This window comes from Streptomyces sp. NPDC049040 (assembly GCF_043197715.1).
Lineage (GTDB): Bacteria > Actinomycetota > Actinomycetes > Streptomycetales > Streptomycetaceae > Actinacidiphila.
Genome location: NZ_JBICTO010000002.1, coordinates 361,820 through 380,168 on the forward strand (window position 1 = coordinate 361,820; position 18,349 = coordinate 380,168).

General features: G+C 72.5%; 16 protein-coding genes and 1 tRNA gene. 14 read left to right on the forward strand and 3 right to left on the reverse strand.

The annotated features are described in order from the left end of the window. Positions 1-96 precede the first annotated feature (96 nt). Positions 97-2,283, forward strand: coding sequence for a PIG-L family deacetylase (locus ACGFMP_RS06455; protein WP_393670667.1), 2,187 nt, complete (start codon positions 97-99; stop codon positions 2,281-2,283). Positions 2,284-2,421: 138 nt separating this feature from the next. On the opposite strand, the gene ACGFMP_RS06460 is transcribed toward ACGFMP_RS06455, so the two are convergent. Next, positions 2,422-4,149 carry an FG-GAP repeat domain-containing protein gene (locus ACGFMP_RS06460; protein WP_393670668.1) on the reverse strand — a complete coding sequence of 576 codons (1,728 nt, stop codon included), beginning with the start codon at positions 4,147-4,149 and terminating at the stop codon, positions 2,422-2,424. A 142-nt stretch (positions 4,150-4,291) separates the two neighbouring features. On the opposite strand from ACGFMP_RS06460, the gene galE reads away from it, so the two are divergent. The 6 genes from galE to ACGFMP_RS06490 all read left to right on the forward strand — a co-directional run bounded on the left by galE (position 4,292) and on the right by ACGFMP_RS06490 (position 10,401). Next, a complete protein-coding gene (gene galE / locus ACGFMP_RS06465) occupies positions 4,292-5,263 on the forward strand; it encodes a UDP-glucose 4-epimerase GalE (protein ID WP_393670669.1) in 972 nt (323 codons plus the stop codon). Positions 5,264-5,360: 97 nt separating this feature from the next. Continuing rightward, on the forward strand, positions 5,361-6,455 hold the full coding sequence (gene proB / locus ACGFMP_RS06470; RefSeq protein WP_393671348.1) for a glutamate 5-kinase: 1,095 nt from the start codon (positions 5,361-5,363) through the stop codon (positions 6,453-6,455). A 164-nt stretch (positions 6,456-6,619) separates the two neighbouring features. Further along, a complete protein-coding gene (locus tag ACGFMP_RS06475) occupies positions 6,620-7,084 on the forward strand; it encodes a hypothetical protein (RefSeq protein WP_393670671.1) in 465 nt (154 codons plus the stop codon). Between the two features lie 130 nt (positions 7,085-7,214). Further along, the gene (locus ACGFMP_RS06480; protein WP_393670673.1) at positions 7,215-8,510 is read left to right on the forward strand and encodes a glutamate-5-semialdehyde dehydrogenase; all 1,296 of its coding nucleotides are present in this window, start codon (positions 7,215-7,217) and stop codon (positions 8,508-8,510) included. Positions 8,511-8,621: 111 nt separating this feature from the next. Beyond that, the gene (locus ACGFMP_RS06485; protein ID WP_393670675.1) at positions 8,622-9,056 is read left to right on the forward strand and encodes a hypothetical protein; all 435 of its coding nucleotides are present in this window, start codon (positions 8,622-8,624) and stop codon (positions 9,054-9,056) included. A gap of 64 nt (positions 9,057-9,120) precedes the next feature. Further along, positions 9,121-10,401: a hypothetical protein gene (locus ACGFMP_RS06490; protein WP_393670677.1), complete on the forward strand. Its 1,281-nt coding sequence runs from the start codon at positions 9,121-9,123 to the stop codon at positions 10,399-10,401. On the opposite strand, the gene ACGFMP_RS06495 is transcribed toward ACGFMP_RS06490, so the two are convergent. Next, entirely contained in the window at positions 10,295-11,401 is a 1,107-nt protein-coding gene (locus tag ACGFMP_RS06495) for a M48 family metallopeptidase (protein WP_393670678.1), read from the reverse strand. The genes ACGFMP_RS06490 and ACGFMP_RS06495 overlap by 107 nt on opposite strands. Positions 11,402-11,571: 170 nt before the next feature. Between ACGFMP_RS06495 and ACGFMP_RS06500 the strand changes: the two genes are divergently transcribed. The 6 genes from ACGFMP_RS06500 (at position 11,572) to ACGFMP_RS06525 (ending at position 15,578) form a co-directional block, all read left to right on the forward strand. Continuing rightward, the gene (locus ACGFMP_RS06500) at positions 11,572-11,721 is read left to right on the forward strand and encodes a hypothetical protein (protein ID WP_393670680.1); all 150 of its coding nucleotides are present in this window, start codon (positions 11,572-11,574) and stop codon (positions 11,719-11,721) included. An 8-nt stretch (positions 11,722-11,729) separates the two neighbouring features. Next, the gene (gene nadD / locus ACGFMP_RS06505; protein ID WP_393670682.1) at positions 11,730-12,332 is read left to right on the forward strand and encodes a nicotinate-nucleotide adenylyltransferase; all 603 of its coding nucleotides are present in this window, start codon (positions 11,730-11,732) and stop codon (positions 12,330-12,332) included. Positions 12,333-12,369: 37 nt separating this feature from the next. Then, complete coding sequence (locus ACGFMP_RS06510) at positions 12,370-14,226, forward strand: LCP family protein (protein WP_393670683.1); 1,857 nt, start codon at positions 12,370-12,372, stop codon at positions 14,224-14,226. 91 nt (positions 14,227-14,317) lie between these two features. Continuing rightward, entirely contained in the window at positions 14,318-14,749 is a 432-nt protein-coding gene (rsfS, locus tag ACGFMP_RS06515; protein ID WP_393670684.1) for a ribosome silencing factor, read from the forward strand. Then, entirely contained in the window at positions 14,746-15,411 is a 666-nt protein-coding gene (locus ACGFMP_RS06520) for a histidine phosphatase family protein (protein WP_393671349.1), read from the forward strand. Before rsfS ends, ACGFMP_RS06520 begins: the two co-directional genes overlap by 4 nt. A 94-nt stretch (positions 15,412-15,505) precedes the next feature. Then, positions 15,506-15,578 (forward strand) — tRNA-Ala (locus ACGFMP_RS06525). 133 nt (positions 15,579-15,711) lie between these two features. Here the strand turns inward: ACGFMP_RS06525 and ACGFMP_RS06530 are convergent. Then, positions 15,712-16,614, reverse strand: coding sequence for a helix-turn-helix transcriptional regulator (locus tag ACGFMP_RS06530; RefSeq protein ID WP_393671350.1), 903 nt, complete (start codon positions 16,612-16,614; stop codon positions 15,712-15,714). A gap of 212 nt (positions 16,615-16,826) precedes the next feature. Here ACGFMP_RS06530 and ACGFMP_RS06535 point away from each other — a divergent pair, with 212 nt between their 5' ends. Continuing rightward, positions 16,827-18,329 (forward strand): MFS transporter, encoded by a 1,503-nt coding sequence (locus ACGFMP_RS06535; RefSeq protein WP_393670685.1) that lies wholly within the window; start codon positions 16,827-16,829, stop codon positions 18,327-18,329. The last annotated feature ends 20 nt before the right edge of the window (positions 18,330-18,349 follow it).

Sequence of the window (18,349 nt, forward strand, 5' to 3'; positions counted from 1 at the left end):
GAAATGATCGCACAACGGGTGAACGGAGCCGGAACGTTGAATCGCTTGCTGGACCCGGGAGGACCGGGCCCGACCCGTCGCGCCGCCGTGGGCGTGATGGCCGGAGCGCTGACGGGGGTCACGCTGGGGGGCTGCACGCACGGGTCGCACCCGGCCGCGCCGACCGACGCCTCCGCCACCCGGCCGCTGCCGATGTCCGCCACGGTCTCCTTCCGCGCACACGCCAAGCCGCTGGTGATGCAGGTGCTCGCGCATCCCGACGACGACCTCTACTTCATGAACCCGGACACCGTCGCCGGCATCGAGCGCGATGTGCCGGTCGTGTCGGTGTACGTCACCGGTGGGGGCTCCTTCGGGGTGAACCAGGCGCCGGGCCAACCGAAGCCGCGGCACGACGTGCCGGCGTACGTCTCGGCGCGGCAGCAGGGGCTGCGCCAGGCCTACGCGCGGATGCTCGGCGCCCCGGTCTTCACCCGCTGGCGGCGGGCCGTGCTCGACCTGCCAGGCGGCGGCCAGGCCGAGGTCCACTCGCTCGGCCACGACGGCAAGCGCGCGGACCTGGTGTTCCTCAACATCGACATGCACACCCGGACACCGCACGGCATGGTCGGCATGGCGGGCCTGTGGGCGACACCCGGCGCGGAGGTCCGCACCGTGGTCGTGCCCGGTTCCGCGGTGCGCACCTCGCGCGCCTTCCGGCGGCAGACGCTGATCGACAGCCTGGTGCGGATCCTCGACACCTACCGGCCGACCCTGATCCGCACCCTCGACCCGGATCCCGACATCCAGGTGCACGACGCCCGGCACCCCCGCGGCAGTGACCAGATCGGCTTCTCCGACCACATCGACCACACCGCGGTCGCCCTCTTCACGTGGAGCGCCATGGCGCAGTGGGTGGACGGGGCCGCCGCCTCCGGCGGGGCGCCTGCCTTCCTCACCGACACCTACCGCGGCTACTACAACCAGCGCTGGCCGCACAACCTGCCGCAGGACACCATCCGGATGAAGGCCGCGCTGATCGACACCTACGGCGGCGGCCCCTCCTGGCACTGCGGCGACCCCCAGGGCTGCGGCGACTACTCCGTCGGCGGGGGCGCGGCGCTGCGGTCGCCCAAGGGCTGGGTGCGCAGCACCCACTACCGCTATCCCACCGCGGGCCCGCGGGTCGTCGCCGCCGCGGACGGCAGGACCACCGTCTACGGCGTGCTCAGCACCAGGGCCGCCCGCTGGACCAGGACCCGGGACGGCGCCTGGAGCGCCCCCGAAGACCTGGGCGGCGGCCCGCTGGCGCCCGCGCTCGGCGTGGTCACCGGCGCCGACGGCCGCGACCTGGTCCTCGCCCTGCGCTTCTCCGGCCTCGAGGGCACCGGCAAGGGCAACACCAGGGAGATAGTCGTGCTGGACGGCGTCGGCGCGGGTCCCGTGCCCGCGCCGACGTGGCGGAGCCTGGGCAACCCGGAGCCGGAGCCCGCACGCGGCCGCCGGGTCGGGCCGCCCACCGCCGTGCTGGGCCGCGACGGCCGGGTGCACGTCTTCGTCCGCAACGCCGCCAAGGGCCTGAGCACCCGGGTCCGCGACACCGCGGGCGGGTGGTCGCCCTGGCGCTCCCTGTCCGGCGGCCAGGTCCAGGAGGGGCTGGCCGCCGCACTCGACGCGGCGGGCAGGATCCATGTCTTCGCGGCGGGCCGCGGCGCGGTCCACGAGTGGGCCCAGGACACGCCGGGCGGCGAACTGCGCTACCGGCCGGTGAAGGCCATCGCGGCACCGGCGGAGGCGCCGGACGCGGTCACCGCGGCGGACGGTTCGCTGCTGCTGGCCTACCGGCTCCCGGACACCGCGGAGTTGGTGGTGGAGAAGCTGACCACCGCTGGCGGCCGCGACCGGTGGACGCCGGCCGGGCGGCTCGGCGGCGCGGGGTTCGGCCCGGTGGCGCTGCTGGCGGGCCAGCGGGCGGCGGCGGGGCAGGAACCGGTCCTCGCGGTGCGGTCCGGGTCCGGCGGCGCCCTGCTGGTGCGGGACGGGCGGCTCAGCGACCCGGGGGAGCGGCCCGCCGCGCAAATCCTGATGAACGCGGGCGGCAGTGTCCACGCCAAGCCCGCCGCCGCGGCGGAACCGGCCGCGGCCTCGGCCGCCTTCGCGGTCGGCCGTCCCGCGCTGTTCGGCGGGGACCGGGGCGACCCGGTCCTGGTGTCCTTCGGGCTGGACGGCGGACCGGGCACCGTCGCCGCCGCAGGCCGCGCCGCGGGCGTCAGGGCCAGGCTCGCGGGCGCGCACGCCGGCTGAGCCGCCTGCCGCACCCGTGACGCTCCTCCGCGCACCGTGACGCTTCGTCCGCCGGTCTGCGAACAGCGGAAGGCGCCCGCACCGTCCGGGGTGCGGGCGCCTTCCTCGCGCTGTGGAGCTCGGTTGGCGCGGTACGGCTCAGAACAGCTTGGTGTAGGTGTTCCAGCCGCCGCCGACCTGCACCCGGGCGCTGAAGTGCCCGTCGCCGTAGGCGCTGTAGCGGTAGAGCGTGCCCGAGTTGGTGTTCACCGCGAGCAGGTCGGCCCGGCCGTTGCCGTCGGTGTCGCCCGCGGAGGCCAGCTTGTTGTACTGGCCCCAGCCGGAACCGAGGTTGATCCGGGGCCCGAAGGGAGCGGCGGCGTTGCCCGTCCCCTTGAACTCGTAGAGCGAGCCGTCGGTCGACCTGGCCAGGATGTCCGGCCGGCCGTCGCCGCTGACGTCGCCCGCGCCGACGATGGCGTTGTACGTGTTCCAGCCACCGCTGACGAGCTGGCGGCCGGCGTAGTTCACGCCGTTGCCGGTGCCGCGGAAGAGGTACAGCTGGCCGGAGGTGGTGCGGGCCAGCAGGTCGCCCTTGCCGTCACCGCTCAGGTCGCCGGGGCCCAGGGTCAGGCTGTAGGCGTTCCACCCGGTGGTGATGAGGGCTTCGCGGTCGGAGTTGTACAGGGCACCGCCGTAGACGTACAGCAGCTCTGCCCGGCCGTTGTCCGAGAGCGAGTTGGCGAGAGCGAAGCTGGTGACGCCGGCGAAGCCGCCGGTGGCGCTCACCGCGACCCGCGGGTAGAGCAGGCCCTTGTTGTCGGGGATGTAGTCGTACAGGGTGCCGGCGGAGTTGACGCCGATCATTTCCTTCTTGCCCCAGGCCGGGACGCCTCCCATGCCGGCCATCACGTCGGACCAGTTGAAGCCGCCGCCGACGCGGTACCGGGTCTGGAAGTTGCCGGTGCCGTTCGGCTCGTAGCCGTACAGGTCGCCGTTGAAGGCCCGGCCCCACAGGAAGCCGGTCCCTTCCTCGTTGTTGCCCAGGCCGATCACCTGGTTGTAGGTGTTCCAGTCGCCGCCGAGCACCTTGCGGGCGGCGAAGGGGGCGGCCGCGTTGCCCGTGGCCTTGTAGAAGTACAGGTTCCCGATCAGGTCCCTGGTGACCAGGTCGCTGATGCCGTCCCCGTCGATGTCGCCGGGGCTGGCCAGCTGGTCGTAGGCGGCCCAGCCGCCGCCGATCAGGGTGCGGGCCTTGAACGGCGAATTGCCGTTGCCGGTGCCGGCGAACAGGTAGAGGTGGCCGTCGTAGGTGCGCGCGACGATGTCGGCGCGACCGTCACCGGTGAGGTCGTCGACCGCGACGATCTTGTTGTAGACGTTCCAGCCGGTGCTGGTCCAGCCGGCGTAGTTCGGGAAGTTCGTCGAGCTGAACAGCTCGAGCTTGCCGCTGGCGGTCAGGCCCAGGACGTCGGGGCCCGGGGCGCCGTCGATGTCGCCCGGCGTCACCGCGTCGACGAGGCCGATGTCGGACGGGCCCGTGCCGAGCTTCACATCCTCGGTGGCCAGCGAGTTGTACCAGTTGCGGTCGAGACCGCGGTAGAGCTGGTCGGCGGCACCGTCCCCATCGATGTCGTAGCGCACCGGTGCCGGAGCCTGAGCCGCGGCCCCCGCCGCCAGCTTCGACTTCCGCACCGTCTTGGGCGCGGTGATGTGCGGCATGTGGGCCGCGGCGGCAGTGGGCCGCTTTGTGGTCTTGTGGCTGCCGGGCTCGGCGGCCTGGGCACCGGTTCCCAGCGCGAAAGCGCCGAGGGAAAGGATGCCGGCGGTGCAGGCAGCGACAAGACGCCGGCGGCCCTTGGGCCGTACCGGCTGTGTTTCGGACACGAATCCCCCCATGGGATCTCAAGCGATGAATCCCTGAACCCGGACGGAATCGAAGGCGCGTCCGGTTCTGGTCAGCGGAGTGTATCCCCGGGGTACGACACCCTGCCCAGGGGATATCGAGATCCGTCGATAGACTTCCGCAATGACCTGGATGATTACCGGCGGTGCGGGCTACATCGGTTCACATGTCGTCAGGGCGCTCGTCGCCGACGGCCAAAGCGTCGTCGTCCTCGACGACCTGAGCACCGGCGATCCGCAGCGGCTGCCGGCCGATGTGCCGCTGGTGCGCGGCAGCGTCCTCGACCGGGAGGTGCTCGACCGGGTGCTGCGCGAGCACGAGGTGCGGGGCATCGTGCACATCGCGGCGAAGAAGCAGGTCGGGGAGTCCGTCGAGCGCCCGCTCTGGTATTACCGGGAGAACGTCGAGGGCCTGCGGACCGTCCTGGAGGCGGCCGCGGAGGCGCAGGTGCGCGCCTTCGTCTTCTCCTCGTCCGCGGCCGTGTACGGGATGCCCGACGTGGACCTGGTGACCGAGCGGACCCCGTGCGAGCCGATGAACCCCTACGGCGAGACCAAACTCGCCGGCGAATGGCTGGTCGCGGCGGCCGGCAGGACGTACGGCATGGCCACCGCCTCGATGCGCTACTTCAACGTCGCCGGAGCCGCCGCCCCCGAACTCGGCGACCCGGGGATCACCAACCTGGTGCCGATGGTCTTCGACCGGCTCGACCGCGGCCTGCCCCCGCTGGTCTTCGGCGACGACTACCCGACGCCCGACGGCACCTGCATCCGCGACTTCGTCCATGTCGCGGACATCGCGTCCGCCCACGTCGCCGCCGCCCGCCGGCTCACCGACGACCCCTCGGCGCACCTGGTGCTCAACATCGGCCGCGGCGAGGGCGTCTCGGTGGCCGAGATGGTGCGCGTCATCCAGGAGGTTTCGGGCCACACTGGGACCGGACTCGAGGTGGTCGCGCGCCGCCCCGGCGACCCGGCCAGGGTCGTCGCGTCCGCCGAGTCCATCAGCAAGGAACTGGGCTGGTCGGCCGCCCACGACATCCGCGAGATGATCACCTCGGCCTGGGCGGGCTGGCAGCTGCGGCACCCCGGTTAGCCACGGGCGGCGGCCCGCACGACACAGACGAGAGACGGACGGACGTACCCACGTGACGACGGCGGCACGGCAGGACGTGGTGGAGGCCCGCAGGGTGGTGGTCAAGGTCGGCTCCTCGTCGCTGACCACGGCCGCAGGCGGGCTGGACGCCGACCGGGTGGACGCCCTGGTCGACGTGCTGGTCAAGGCGCGCGAGGACCGGGAGATCGTGCTGGTCTCCTCAGGCGCCATCGCCGCCGGGCTCGCCCCGCTCGGACTGTCCCGCCGACCGCGCGACCTGGCACGGCAGCAGGCCTCGGCCTCCGTCGGGCAGGGCCTGCTGATGGCCCGCTACACCGCCTCCTTCGCCCGCTACGGCATCCGGGTCGGCCAGGTCCTGCTCACCTCCGACGACATCAGCCGCCGCGCTCACTACCGCAACGCCTACCGGACCCTGGACCAGCTGCTGGCGATGGGCGCGCTGCCGGTCGTCAACGAGAACGACACCGTCGCCACCGACGAGATCCGCTTCGGCGACAACGACCGGCTCGCCGCCCTGGTCGCCCACCTGGTGCGCGCCGACCTGCTGGTGCTGCTCTCCGATGTCGACGGCCTCTACGACGGCGACCCGCGCACCCCGGGCACCAGCCTGATCGCCGAGGTCACGGGGCCGGGCGACCTGGCCGGCGTGTCCATCGGCAGCGCCGGGCGGGCGGGGGTGGGCACCGGCGGGATGGTCACCAAGGTCGAGGCCGCCGCCATCGCCACCGGCGCCGGCGTCCCGGTCGTGCTGACCTCCGCCGTGCACGCCGCCGACGCCCTGGCCGGCCGCCCCACCGGCACCCACTTCCACCGCACCGGCAAGCGCTCCGCCGACCGGCTGCTGTGGCTCGCGCACGCGTCCGCCCCGCGCGGCTCCCTGCGCCTCGACGCCGGCGCGGTCCGCGCGGTCACCCAGCGGCACAGCTCGCTGCTGCCCGCAGGACTGACCGGGGTGGAGGGCGACTTCGCCGCCGGCGACCCGGTCGACCTGGTCGACGAGTCGGGCCGGGCGGTGGCCCGCGGACTGGTGAACTACGACGCCCGCGAGCTGCCCAGCCTGCTCGGCCGCTCCACCCGCGATCTGGCGGCCGAGCTGGGCCCCGCCTACGAGCGGGAGGTCGTCCACCGCGACGACCTGGTGCTGCTGAGGCAGCAGGGACTGCCGGGATGACCTCGTCGGGGGCTTCTTGTGGAAAACGCCCCCGCCGCCAGCCGGAGCCTGGTCAACTTTGATGAGGATGCGATGCGCAGGTACGTCCCTGCCACCACCCATGCCCGCGCCCACCCGCACGGACGCGGTGGCGACAGCGAACGCAACCCACAGGGAGGCCGCCGGTGAAACGAGGGCGCCCAGGGCAGATCACCAGGACTTCGTCCGAGCGCCCGCTGGTCAGCGTCGACCGCGCGGCACCGGACAGCGCTGTCGTGCCGCACCAGGGGAGGCCGCAGGACAGGACCGCCACCCGGCTGTGGCATGTGACGCTCAGCGTCGCAGGGCCGCTCACCCCGCTGCCCGAGCTGCGGCGCGGCCTGGAGCAGCTCGCCAATGACCACCCCTTCCTGCTGACCAGCCGCTACGCCCCCGACCACGCGGAGATCCGCTACTGGGAGGAGGCCAGGGACCTGCACGACGCCGCCGCCCTCGCTCTGCGGCTGTGGGGCGAGCACCGCTCGACCTCGGGACTGCCGCCCTGGGAGACGGTCGGCCTGGAGGTCATCGACCGGGAGACCTACCACCAGCGGCTCGCCGACGGCTACGGGCCCGCCCCCGCCGTCCCGGTCGGCGTGCACCCCTTCTGAGCGCCTCACGGGGGGAGTCCGGTTCTGAGCGCCTGGCGCGGCGCCGTCCGGTTCTGAGCGCGTCACGCGGCGCCGTCCAGCGACTGGGCGGTGACGGCGCCCGTCCGCGCCCTTTCAGTACGCTGCTCCCATGGACCTGCTCTCGCCGCTCCCGAAGTCCCCCGTGATGCTCGCGGCGTACCGCGCCAAGGCCGCCGCGGCGGACCTGGCCCCGCTGCCGCGGTCCGCGAAGGACGACGCCCTGCTGGCCATCGCCGACGCGCTGATCGTCCGCACCCAGGAGATCGTCGCCGCGAACGCCGAGGACGTGGCCCGCGCCGAGGAGGCGGGCACCAGCCCGGCGATCATCGACCGGCTCACCCTGACCCGCGAGCGGATCGCCGCCATCGCCGCCGACGTGCGCCATGTCGCGGGCCTGCCCGACCCGGTCGGCGAGGTGCTGCGCGGCTCCACCCTGCCCAACGGCCTCGACCTGCGGCAGGTGCGGGTCCCGCTGGGCGTCGTCGGCATCATCTACGAGGCCAGGCCCAACGTGACCGTGGACGCCGCCGCGCTGTGCCTGAAATCGGGCAACGCGGTGCTGCTGCGCGGCTCGTCCTCCGCCTACGCCTCCAACACCGCCCTGGTCACCGTGCTGCGCGACGCGGTCGGCGGTGCGGGGCTGCCCGCCGACGCCGTCCAGCTCGTGCCGGGGGAGAGCCGGGAGTCGGTCAACGAGCTGATGCGCGCCCGCGGCATGGTCGACGTGCTGATCCCGCGCGGCGGCGCCTCGCTGATCCGCACCGTCGTCGAGGGCTCCACCGTCCCGGTGATCGAGACCGGCACCGGCAACTGCCACGTCTACGTCGACGCCGACGCCGACCTCGACATGGCCGTGCGGATCCTGGTCAACTCCAAGGCGCAGCGGCCCAGCGTCTGCAACGCGGCGGAGACGCTGCTGGTGCACCGCGACATCGCCGACCGCTTCCTGCCCCGCGCCCTGGAGGCGCTGGCCGAGGCAGGCGTCACCGTGCACGGCGACCCCCACGTGGTGGCCGCCGCCGAGGCGCTGGCCGCCGACGGCGGCACCGCCACCGTGGTGCCGGTGACCGCGGAGGACTGGGAGACCGAGTACCTGTCGTACGACATCGCCGCCGGGGTGGTGGACTCGCTGGACGCGGCCGTGGCGCACATCCGGCTGTGGTCCTCAGGCCACACCGAGGCGATCGTGACCACCTCGCAGCCCGCCGCCCGCCGCTTCACCCGGCTGGTCGACGCGGCCGCGGTGATGGTGAACGCCTCGACCCGCTTCACCGACGGCGGCCAGTTCGGATTCGGCGCGGAGATCGGCATCTCCACCCAGAAGCTGCACGCCCGCGGCCCCATGGGGCTGCCCGAGCTGACCTCCACCAAGTACATCGTCACCGGCGACGGCCACACCCGCTGACCTGCGGCGGCACCGACACCGCCGGTATTGCGCCATCCGGGTGCACAGCCGGCCCACAGCCAACCGGGATTCCCCTGCCCAAAGGGCCAACTTCCGCATTACTCTGGACAGATGCCGGACGATGACGAATTCGCCTCCGTAGTCCTCGACGAAGAATTCGTACGGTCTGCTCTGTTCCACGAGCCCACGGCCCGGGAACGGATGCTGGCCGTCGCCGAAGGTCCCGCGCTACCGCCCGGCTGGCCCGGGCGGCGCAGAAACCCGCGCTCGGCCGTCCCCGACCTGGGCGACGACGCGGACTTCCCCGACTCCGACCCGTTGTACGCCGCGGGGCACCCCTACCGCGGCAGCAGCACCCGCTGGCACCGTCCGGTCGCCTGGGCGCTCGCCGTGGTCATGGGCATCGGAGTGGTCGCCCTCACCTTCGCCGCGGTCTACCGCGGTGCGGGCGGCGGCACCCGGCAGCCGGCGGATCCCCCGCCGTCCAGCGGCAGTCAGCTCGGCCGGCAGACCCTGCCGCCGGTCGCCAGCACCCCGGTGCCCTGATCCCGTGTCAACTCGAGCGGTACCGCGGAGTTTATTCCCGCGTCCGCGGACCTAACCTTGTGATATGAGCGGGCCTGGAGACCCTCCTGAGGGCACGCCCGAGGGCGCCTCAGGAGGCGGTGAGGACGAGTACCGATCCGTCGTCTTCGACGAGTCGTTCGTGAGGGCTGCCCGGATCCAGGAGTATTCGGCGCGCGAGCGGGAGGACGACGCCGCCCACCCGGTCAGGATCCGCCATGTGCTGCCCCGCGGTCTCGCCCGCCAGGCGGTGGCGCTGATCATGCTCATCGTGCTGGCTTTCGGCTTCGCGATCTACATGGGCGTCAGGCACCCCTACAAGGCCCACGACGCCGGAGCCGGCGAGCAGCTGCGCGTCACGGTGATCCCCCTGGTGCCCGGCGGCATCGTGCCCGCAGTCTCCCCGACCGCCCCGTTCGCCGGCACCACGGCGGCCGGCTACCTGCGCGGGGTCGCCGGCCTGAAGGTGCCGCGGGACATCCACCGGATCGGCGGATACGCCGAGAGTGAGGTCAGGGCAGGCTTCGACACGGCCGTGGACTTCCTCGACGACTCCGCGCTCCAGCTCCAGACCGTCACCGGCGGCGACGTCCGCCCGGTGCTCGACCTGCTCGACCCGAGCCAGGTCGACCAGTTCGAGAACAGCCTCAGCGACCCGGCGCCCGACGGGGTCCACGAGGTCACCGGCTGGCTGGTGCGCTTCGACCCCGACCCGACGGTGCGGGTGGAGCTGGTCGACGGCGACGGCATCCGGGTGGACGGCAGCTGGGCGGTGTCCGAGACCGGCGACGACCGGCTGGAGATCACCGCCGACCACACCTACGTCTACGCGATCCGCAGCTCGTCCGACGCCAACGGCCCCGTCTCGCTGTTCACCGTACGGCGGCAGCTGCGCTTCCACTTCGACCACGAGGAGCTGCGGCAGCACCACATCGAGGTGGTGCAGGCCGACATCGCCGCGGGACCGCTGGCCTGCTCGGCCGAGGTGGAGAGCTACTTCCAGCCGATACTGGCCGGGCACTCCGCTCCCGGCCCGGTCACCAGCGCCGACCCCTACGACCACGCCAGGCCGCCCGGTGCCGTGTGCGCGCCGCTCAGCGGTGTGACCGGCACCCCGGCCGGCGGCCCGAGCGCCGCGCCGCCGGGACCGGCGGCCACCGCCACGGGGACGGCCGCGACGACCGGGACGGCCACCGCCACCGGGGCGGCGGCGCCCCCGGCTACGGCAGCGGGCTCTCCGGCTGGTCGTCGTCCGGAGTCGAGTCGGACTCCGCTGCTGACCCCGCAGGCCGCTCCGCGGTCGCCTGGGACGTCGCAGCTCCAGTGAAGCGGTCCCTGAGCCTGCCGCCGACATCGCCCGCGCCGTTGGTGATGTCGCGGATCAGACCCATCAGCGGGTCCTTGCTCTTCTTCACCGTGTCGGCGTAGTGGTTCGCCGAATCCCGGAAGGCGTCGGAGACCGAGGCGTCCTTGTCGGCGGTCCGCCGCGGGTAGTGCCCGTCCATCAGCCGCTGATACTCGCGGGTGGCAGCCCAGCGGCGCAGCTCGGCGGCCCGGACCGTGGTGAACGGGTGGCTGCGCGGGAGCACGTTGAGGATCTTGAGCACCGAGTCGCGCAGATCGCCCGCCGCCTCGTACTCGTCGGCCTGCTTGAGGAAGGCGGCCACGTTCATCTCGTGCAGGTGGTTGCCGCCGGCGATCTTCATCAGGCCGCGCATCGAGGCCTCGAGGTCCTGGCCGACCAGCAGCCCGGCCCGGTCGGCGGACAGCTCCGACTTGCGGAACCACTCGCGCAGTGCGGTGATGATCGCGAGGATCGCGAGATTGCCCAGCGGGATCCAGGCCACGCGCAGCGCCAGGGTGGTGAGGAAGAGAAGTATCGTGCGGTAGACCGAGTGCCCGGACAGCGCGTGGCCGACCTCGTGGCCGACGACCGCGCGCATCTCCTCCTCGTCGAGCAGCTCGACGAGGCCCGTGGTGACGACGATGATCGGCGCGTCCATGCCGATGCACATCGCGTTCGGCTGGGGGTCCATCGTCACGTACATCGACGGGACCTTCTCCAGGTCGAGGATGTGACAGGCGTCCCGCAGCATCGCGTTGAGATGGGCGAACTGCTCGTCGCTGACCCGGACCGAGTCCGAGAGGAACAGCAGCCGCAGGCTGCGCTCGGGCAGCAGCCCGCTGAGCGCCTTGAAGACCGTGTCGAAGCCGGTGAGCTTGCGCAGTGCCACGAGCGCGGACCGGTCCGCGGGATGCTCGTAGGCACGTGAGGAGATGTCAGGGAACCGCTTGCGGTTGCGTCCCGGCAGCTTCTCTGTGCTCACACGGTCGTCATTCGATCCGTTCGACTCGGACATACTGGCCCAACCCCCTGGTAGCCCACCGGTACATAGTCTGGACGCGCAGAGCCTGCGCGAAGTTCCCGCAGGGCCGCCCGTACGATGTGCCCAGAGTCTTCTCGCCCGTCCCCGACTTCGCAAAGGGTCCCGCTGACATGTCGCCCCTCGCAGTCTCCGCCCTGACCACCCTCGCAGAGGACAAAGGCGGCAACCACCCCAGCCTCAGCCCGTACCTGACCGGATTCGGCGCGCTGGGCGTGCTGCTGCTCCTGCTGTGGCTGGTCACCCGCTTCAACCGGGACTGAATCGCGCCATGTCCGACAGCAAGCACCGAATCGGTGTGATGGGCGGGACCTTCGACCCCATCCACCACGGGCACCTGGTGGCCGCGAGCGAGGTGGCGAGCCTCTTCCACCTCGACGAGGTGGTCTTCGTGCCCACCGGGCAGCCCTGGCAGAAGAGCGACCGGCAGGTGTCGCCGGCCGAGGACCGCTACCTGATGACGGTCATCGCCACCGCGTCCAACCCGACCTTCTCGGTCAGCCGCAGCGACATCGACCGCGCGGGCACCACGTACACCATCGACACCCTGCGCGACCTGCGGGCGGAGCACCCGGCGGCGGACCTCTTCTTCATCACCGGTGCGGACGCGCTGTCGCAGATCTTCTCCTGGCGGAACGCGGAGGAGCTGTTCTCCCTCGCACATTTCATCGGGGTCACCCGTCCTGGGCATACGCTGTCGGACCCGGGCTTCCCCGAGGGCGGGGTGTCGCTCGTGGAGGTCCCCGCGCTGGCGATCTCCTCGACGGACTGCCGCCAGCGGGTGGCCAAGGGGGATCCGGTCTGGTACTTGGTTCCGGACGGGGTCGTGCGCTACATCGACAAGCGCGCGCTCTACCGGGACGCTACCGGGTAGCAGGCGCCGCGAAACGAAGCAGGTGAAGGGGTTCCTCGTGAACGACGCAAACCCCCGTTGGCAATATGCCGAGGGCGGACCCGACGACGAGAGGGACCCTTACCCGCAGGACCCCCACTACCAGCAGCAGTCCTACGGCTACGACCAGTACGGGAACCCCCGCCCGCAGCCCCCGCACCAGCAGGCGCAGCAGGCCCCCCAGGTACCGCAGCAGCCCGGTTACCAGGACCCGTACCAGGCCTACGGCGGCCGGCAGGCCGCGCCGCCCCCGCCCGGCCAGCAGGGCTGGATCCCGCAGCAGCCGCAGCAGCCGTACTACGAGCAGCAGCAGCCGCAGGGCTACGACACCGGCCCGCAGCCCGGCTACGACACCGGGCAGCAGCAGGCTTACGACACCGGCCGGCACACGGTCTACGGGACCGGTCAGCAGCCGGTGTACGAGACGGGTCAGCAGCCGGTGTACGACACCGGTCAGCATGCGGTCTATGAGACGGGTCAGCAGCCGGTCTATGACACGGGTCAGCAGCCCGTGTACGACACCGGCCAGCACGCCGTCCACGAGACCGGGCAGATGCCCGTGCAGGCCGAGGAGCCGCCGGGCGGCGGCGGTGCGGCGGCGGGCCCGCGGGCCGGCTACCAGACCGAGATGTTCGCGTTCGTCGACGAGGAGTCCGAGCAGTCGGAGGAGGTCATCGACTGGCTCAAGTTCTCCGAGTCGCGCACCGAGCGCCGCGAGGAGGCCAAGCGGCGCGGGCGCAACCGCAAGGCCGGCCTGGTCGTGCTGCTGGTGCTGGCGCTGCTGGGCGGCACCGGCTACCTGTGGCACGCGGGCAAGCTGCCGGGGCTCGGCAAGACCAAGGCGACGCAGGCCGCGGCCGGCGGCCCGCAGAAGCGCGACGTCATCGTGGTGCACCTGATCCCGGTGGACGGCGGCCCCAGCGACACCGCGCTGCTGGTCGACAACAGCACCAAGGGCCGCGGCACCACCGTCCTGCTGCCGAACTCCCTGTCGGTCACCTCGGACGACGGCACCGCGGCGACCCTGGACAAGTCCGTCGGCGACGGCATCGGCCCGACGAGGGACTCGCTGAACACCCTGCTCGGCGCCGACATCAAGGGCAGCTGGCGGCTGGACAGCCCGTACCTCGAACTGCTGGTCGACGCGCTCGGCGACGTCTACATCGACACCGACACCGCGGTGAAGGGCACCGGCAAGGACAGCGGCAGGACGCTGGTGCAGCAGGGCAAGCAGCAGGAGCTGACCGGCCAGGCGGCCGTCGCGTACGCCACCTACCGGGCCGCGGGCGAACCGCAGACCAAGCAGCTCAGCCGCTTCGGCCAGGTCCTGCAGGCGGTGCTCAAGAAGATGCCGAGCGACGCCGCGGGCGCGACCAGGACCGTGCAGTCGCTCAGCCAGATCCTCGACCCCTCGCTGACCGACAAGCAGCTCGGCGCGTCGCTCGCGCAGCTGGCGAACCTGGCGAAGACCGGCGCGTACAGCACCACCCTGCTGCCGGTGCAGAAGGACGGCACGCTCAGCCAGGACACCGACGGCGTGGTCAAGGACGTGCTCGGCGGCACCGTCAAGCAGTCCACGGGCACCACCCAGCCGCGTGTCGTGATCAGCGACGCGACCGGGAAGTCGGACACCGCCGGGATGGCTCAGGCCGCCATCGTCAACGGCGGCACGTACACCTACGTCCCGGGCGGCAAGGCGTCCGCGACGAAGACGGCCTCGCAGGTGCTCTACGCCGACCCGGCGCGGCTCGCCGCGGCCAAGGACGTCGCCGCCACGCTCGGCCTGCCGCCGACCGCGGTCAAGAAGGGCAAGGTGCCGTCCAACGCCGACATCGCGGTGACGCTCGGCAAGGACTACACACCGCCGAAGCAGTGACAGCGCAAAGGTGATCGAAAACCGGTCGGGGGCTGTCGGAGGGTCGTGAGACCCTTGAAGCAGACCAGCCCCCGACCGGAAAGCCGTTTCTGTGACCGCCACTGACCGTTCCATCGAGCTGACCCGCGCCGCCGCACAGGCCGCCGCCGACAAGCTCGCGCACGACATCATCGCCTACGACGTCAGCGACGTGCTGTCCATCACCGACGCCTTCCTGGTCGCGTCCGCGCCGAACGACCGGCAGGTCAAGGCCATCGTCGACGCCATCGAGGAGACGCTGCTCAAGGAGCTGGACGTCAAGCCGGTCCGCCGCGAGGGCGAGCGGGACGGCCGCTGGGTGCTGCTCGACTACATCGACATCGTCGTGCACGTGCAGCACTCGGAGGAGCGGGTCTTCTACGCTCTGGAGCGGCTGTGGAAGGACTGCCCGGAGATCGCGCTGCCCGAGGACGCGGTCGCCACCCGGGGCAAGGGCAAGGAGCACGCCGCCGCCGCGGCGGCCGAGGACGGGGACCTCAGCTGAACGGGGACAAAGACGGCCGCAAGGCCGGCCGGGGCCGCCGCATCGTGCTGTGGCGGCACGGCCAGACCGCCTGGAATCTGGAGCAGCGCTTCCAGGGCAACACCGACATCGAGCTGACCGAGACCGGTGTCGCCCAGGCCCGCCGCGCCGCCCGGCTGCTCGCCGCTCTGTCGCCCCACGCCATCGTGTCCTCCGACCTGGTCAGGGCCGCCGCCACCGCCGCCGAGCTGGCGGCGCTCACCGGTCTGCCCGTCACCTACGACAAGGGCCTGCAGGAGACGTACGCCGGGCGCTGGCAGGGCCTGACCCACCAGGAGATCCTGGCGGAGTACGGCGAGCAGTATGCCGCGTGGAAACGCGGCGAGCCGGTCCGCAGGGGCGGCGGCGAGCTGGAGACCGAGGTCGCCGACCGGGCCGCCCCCGTGGTGCTGGCCGCCGCGGACGAGCTCGCCGACGGCGGGGTGCTGGTCGTGGTCAGCCACGGCGGCACGATCCGTACGACCATCGGCCGGCTGCTCGGGCTCGACCCCCTCACCTGGGAGTCGCTGGGCGGGCTGTCCAACTGCTGCTGGTCGGTGCTCGGCGAGGGCGCGCGCGGCTGGCGGCTGACCGAGCACAATGCCGGCACCCTGCCGGAGCCGGTGCTCGGCGACGACGCCTGAGGGCCGCCCGGGCCCGGCCCCGTACGGCGATTTCGTTTCCGGTCCACCGACCGGCTATGCTTCTTCACGTCGTCAGGGGAGACCCGGCAGACGCGGGGCTGTAGCTCAGTTGGTAGAGCGCTTGCATGGCATGCAAGAGGTCCGGGGTTCAATTCCCCGTAGCTCCACAGATGAGAGGGCGGGGCCTGTCCGCAAGAAGCGCGGACAGGCCCCGCCCTCTCCTTCTTGCTCGGCTTCGCCTCGGGCCCGCCCCGCTCGGTGCGGGCCCGGGGCTCGAGTGGCCCGGGGCCGCCGCGCCCGCTACGGGTGCGAGTCGCAGGTCCTGGCCGCCGCGGCGGCCTCGCGTTCCGCGATGACCACCGACAGCGGGCGGCCGTGGAAGGAGCAGCCGACGATCGGGTCGCCGACCTGCTTGAGCTGCTCGATACGCAGCCGGTCCTCCTCGGTGACCGGTGTGTGGACCACGAGGCGGTGCTCGGCCATCCCGTCGATGCTGAACGACATCGACGTCAGGTTGATCACGCCGACCCCCTCGTGCCGGAAGGTCTTCACCCGCTTGCCCGGCGCCGCCACGTCGCCGCTCGCCCACAGCTGCGCGAAGGCCGGGCTCTCCTTGACCAGCAGCGAGATGAAGGACTCCCAGGCCGGGTCACCGACGTGCCGCCCGTAGTTCCCGCGCAACTGGGCCACCATCCACGGCAGTTCGTCCGCCCTGTTGGCGAAGGTCAGGCAGCACTCGGGCACCGTGAACAGCTTGTAGAGCACATTGCGCTCCCAGCGCTCCACGACGGAGGTCATGGGCCACAGCGCGCGGTAGGTGGCGTTCGTGGCGCGGACGTCGTAGCGGGCGTTGTAGATCGCGGAGGGCAGCGGGTCGAGCGCGTCCAGGATGCCCTGCGTCTCGACGCCGACGATCTCCGCGTCGGAGACCGGCTCGCTCACGTACGGGATGCCGGCCAGCCGGTAGAGGTGCGCGCGCTCGGTCGCGTCGAGCTGGAGCACCCGGGCCACCGCGTCCAGCACCTGCACGCTGGCGTTGATCGGCCGGCCCTGTTCGAGCCAGGTGTACCAGGTGACGCCGACCCCGGCGAGCTGCGCGACCTCCTCGCGGCGCAGCCCGGGGGTGCGGCGGCGCAGGCCGGGCGGCATCCCGACGTCCTCGGGGGTGATCCTGGCCCGGCGGCTGCGCAGGAAGGCGGCCAGCTCGGTGCGCCGCGCCGCCCCCTTGCGCCGTGCGGCACCCGCCTGCCCTTCGGGCCCTTCGGGCTCGGCGGGAGCGGGCCGGCTTCTGGGCGATACGGGTGAAGGGGACACATGGCAATACTCCCCAAAGGGCGTGACCGCTGCCAGGTGCTGGCAGTACCAGGATCACCGGGCTCTCGTTACCGGTACCGCCGCGCCGTCAGGCTCGACGCATGACATCTCCCGTGATGAAGGGCGCGCCCGCGCAGGCCGCCACCCGCAACCCCGCCACCGGCGGCCAGGACACCGCCCGCGATCCGGACGCCACGAAGACCGGCAGGGCGGGGCCCAAACCGGGCCTGCTGCTGGCCACCATCCTCACGGGCCAGTTCATGGCCCTGCTCGACGTCTTCATCGTCAATGTGGCCGCCCCGACCATGCGCGCCGACCTGCACGCCTCGGGCGCCTCGCTGCAACTGGTCATCGCCGGCTACACCATCGCGTACGCGGTGCTGCTGATCACCGGGGCGCGGCTCGGCGGCCTGCTGGGCCACCGGCGGCTGTTCATCGCGGGGCTCGCGCTCTTCACCGCCGCCTCGCTGGCCTGCGGCCTCGCCCAGAACACCGGTGAGCTGATCGGTTTCCGCTTCGCCCAGGGCACCGGCTCCGCGCTGATGATCCCGCAGGTGCTCAGCCTGCTCCAGCTCACCTTCAGCGGTGAGGCCAGGAACCGGGCGATGAGCATCTACTCCGCGGTGCTGTCGTCGGGCGCCGCGCTCGGCCAGTCGCTGGGCGGCATCCTGGTCAGCGCCGACCTGTTCGGCAGCGGGTGGCGGCCGGTCTTCCTGGTCAACGTGCCGATCGGCGCCGTGATGCTGGTGATCGCACCGCGGGTGCTGCCCAGGGACGAGCGGGGCGCCGACGGGCGGCGGCGCGGCCTCGACCTGCCGGGCCTGACCGTGCTGGCCGCGGCCGTCACGCTGCTCACCGTGCCGCTGGTGCTGGGGCAGGAGGAGGGCTGGCCGGTGTGGGGCTGGGTCTGCCTGGGGCTCAGCGTGCTGCTGTTCTGCCTGTTCATGGTGCTGGAGTCGCGGCTCGCCCGGCGCGGCGGCGCCCCGCTGGTGTCGGGGCGGGTGCTGCGGGCGCCCGGCATGCTGCGGGCGGTCATCGTGATCATGACGACGATGGCGGTCAACGCGGGCTTCCTGTTCGCGGTCGCCCTGCACCTCCAGTCCGGGCTCGGCTTCAGCGCGCTGCGCACCGGGCTGACCTTCGCGGTCGCCGCGGTGAGCTTCGGCGGCATAGGCCTCAACTGGCGGCGGCTGCCGTTGTCCTGGCGGCCCTGGCTGCCGGCCGCCGGCCTGCTGGTCTCGGCCGCCTCCTTCGCCGGCCTCGGTCTGGCGCTGCGCGGCGGCGGCGACGGCGGTGCGGCGCTCTACGTCTGCCTGCTGACCCTCGGCTGCGGCCTCGGCCTCGGGTTCAGCCCGACCTTCACCCTGGCGCTGTTCGGGGTCGCCCCGCAGGACGCGGCCGATGCCAGCGGCCTGCTGGCGACCGTGACGCAGCTCGGCCAGCTGCTCGGCGTGGCCGCGCTCGGCACCCTCTACCTCAACCGGCTGGACCTGCCGGGCGTCCACCCCTCAGCCCACGCGTTCGCCGTCACCGCCGTCGCCCTGACCGCGGTCTGCCTGGCGGGCACGGCCGTGGCGCTCGGCAGGCGGCGCGCGACGGCCTGAGCCGTGCCGCGGTGCCGGGT

Bases quoted from the DNA above. Each gene is read 5' to 3' on its own strand.
- ACGFMP_RS06455 (WP_393670667.1), top strand. From the start codon at position 97: ATGGCCGGAGCGCTGACGGGGGTCACGCTGGGGGGCTGCACGCACGGG.
- galE (WP_393670669.1), top strand. From the start codon at position 4,292: ATGACCTGGATGATTACCGGCGGTGCGGGCTACATCGGTTCACATGTC.
- ACGFMP_RS06480 (WP_393670673.1), top strand. From the start codon at position 7,215: ATGGACCTGCTCTCGCCGCTCCCGAAGTCCCCCGTGATGCTCGCGGCG.
- ACGFMP_RS06485 (WP_393670675.1), top strand. From the start codon at position 8,622: ATGCCGGACGATGACGAATTCGCCTCCGTAGTCCTCGACGAAGAATTC.
- ACGFMP_RS06490 (WP_393670677.1), top strand. From the start codon at position 9,121: ATGAGCGGGCCTGGAGACCCTCCTGAGGGCACGCCCGAGGGCGCCTCA.
- ACGFMP_RS06500 (WP_393670680.1), top strand. From the start codon at position 11,572: ATGTCGCCCCTCGCAGTCTCCGCCCTGACCACCCTCGCAGAGGACAAA.
- nadD (WP_393670682.1), top strand. From the start codon at position 11,730: ATGTCCGACAGCAAGCACCGAATCGGTGTGATGGGCGGGACCTTCGAC.
- ACGFMP_RS06535 (WP_393670685.1), top strand. From the start codon at position 16,827: ATGACATCTCCCGTGATGAAGGGCGCGCCCGCGCAGGCCGCCACCCGC.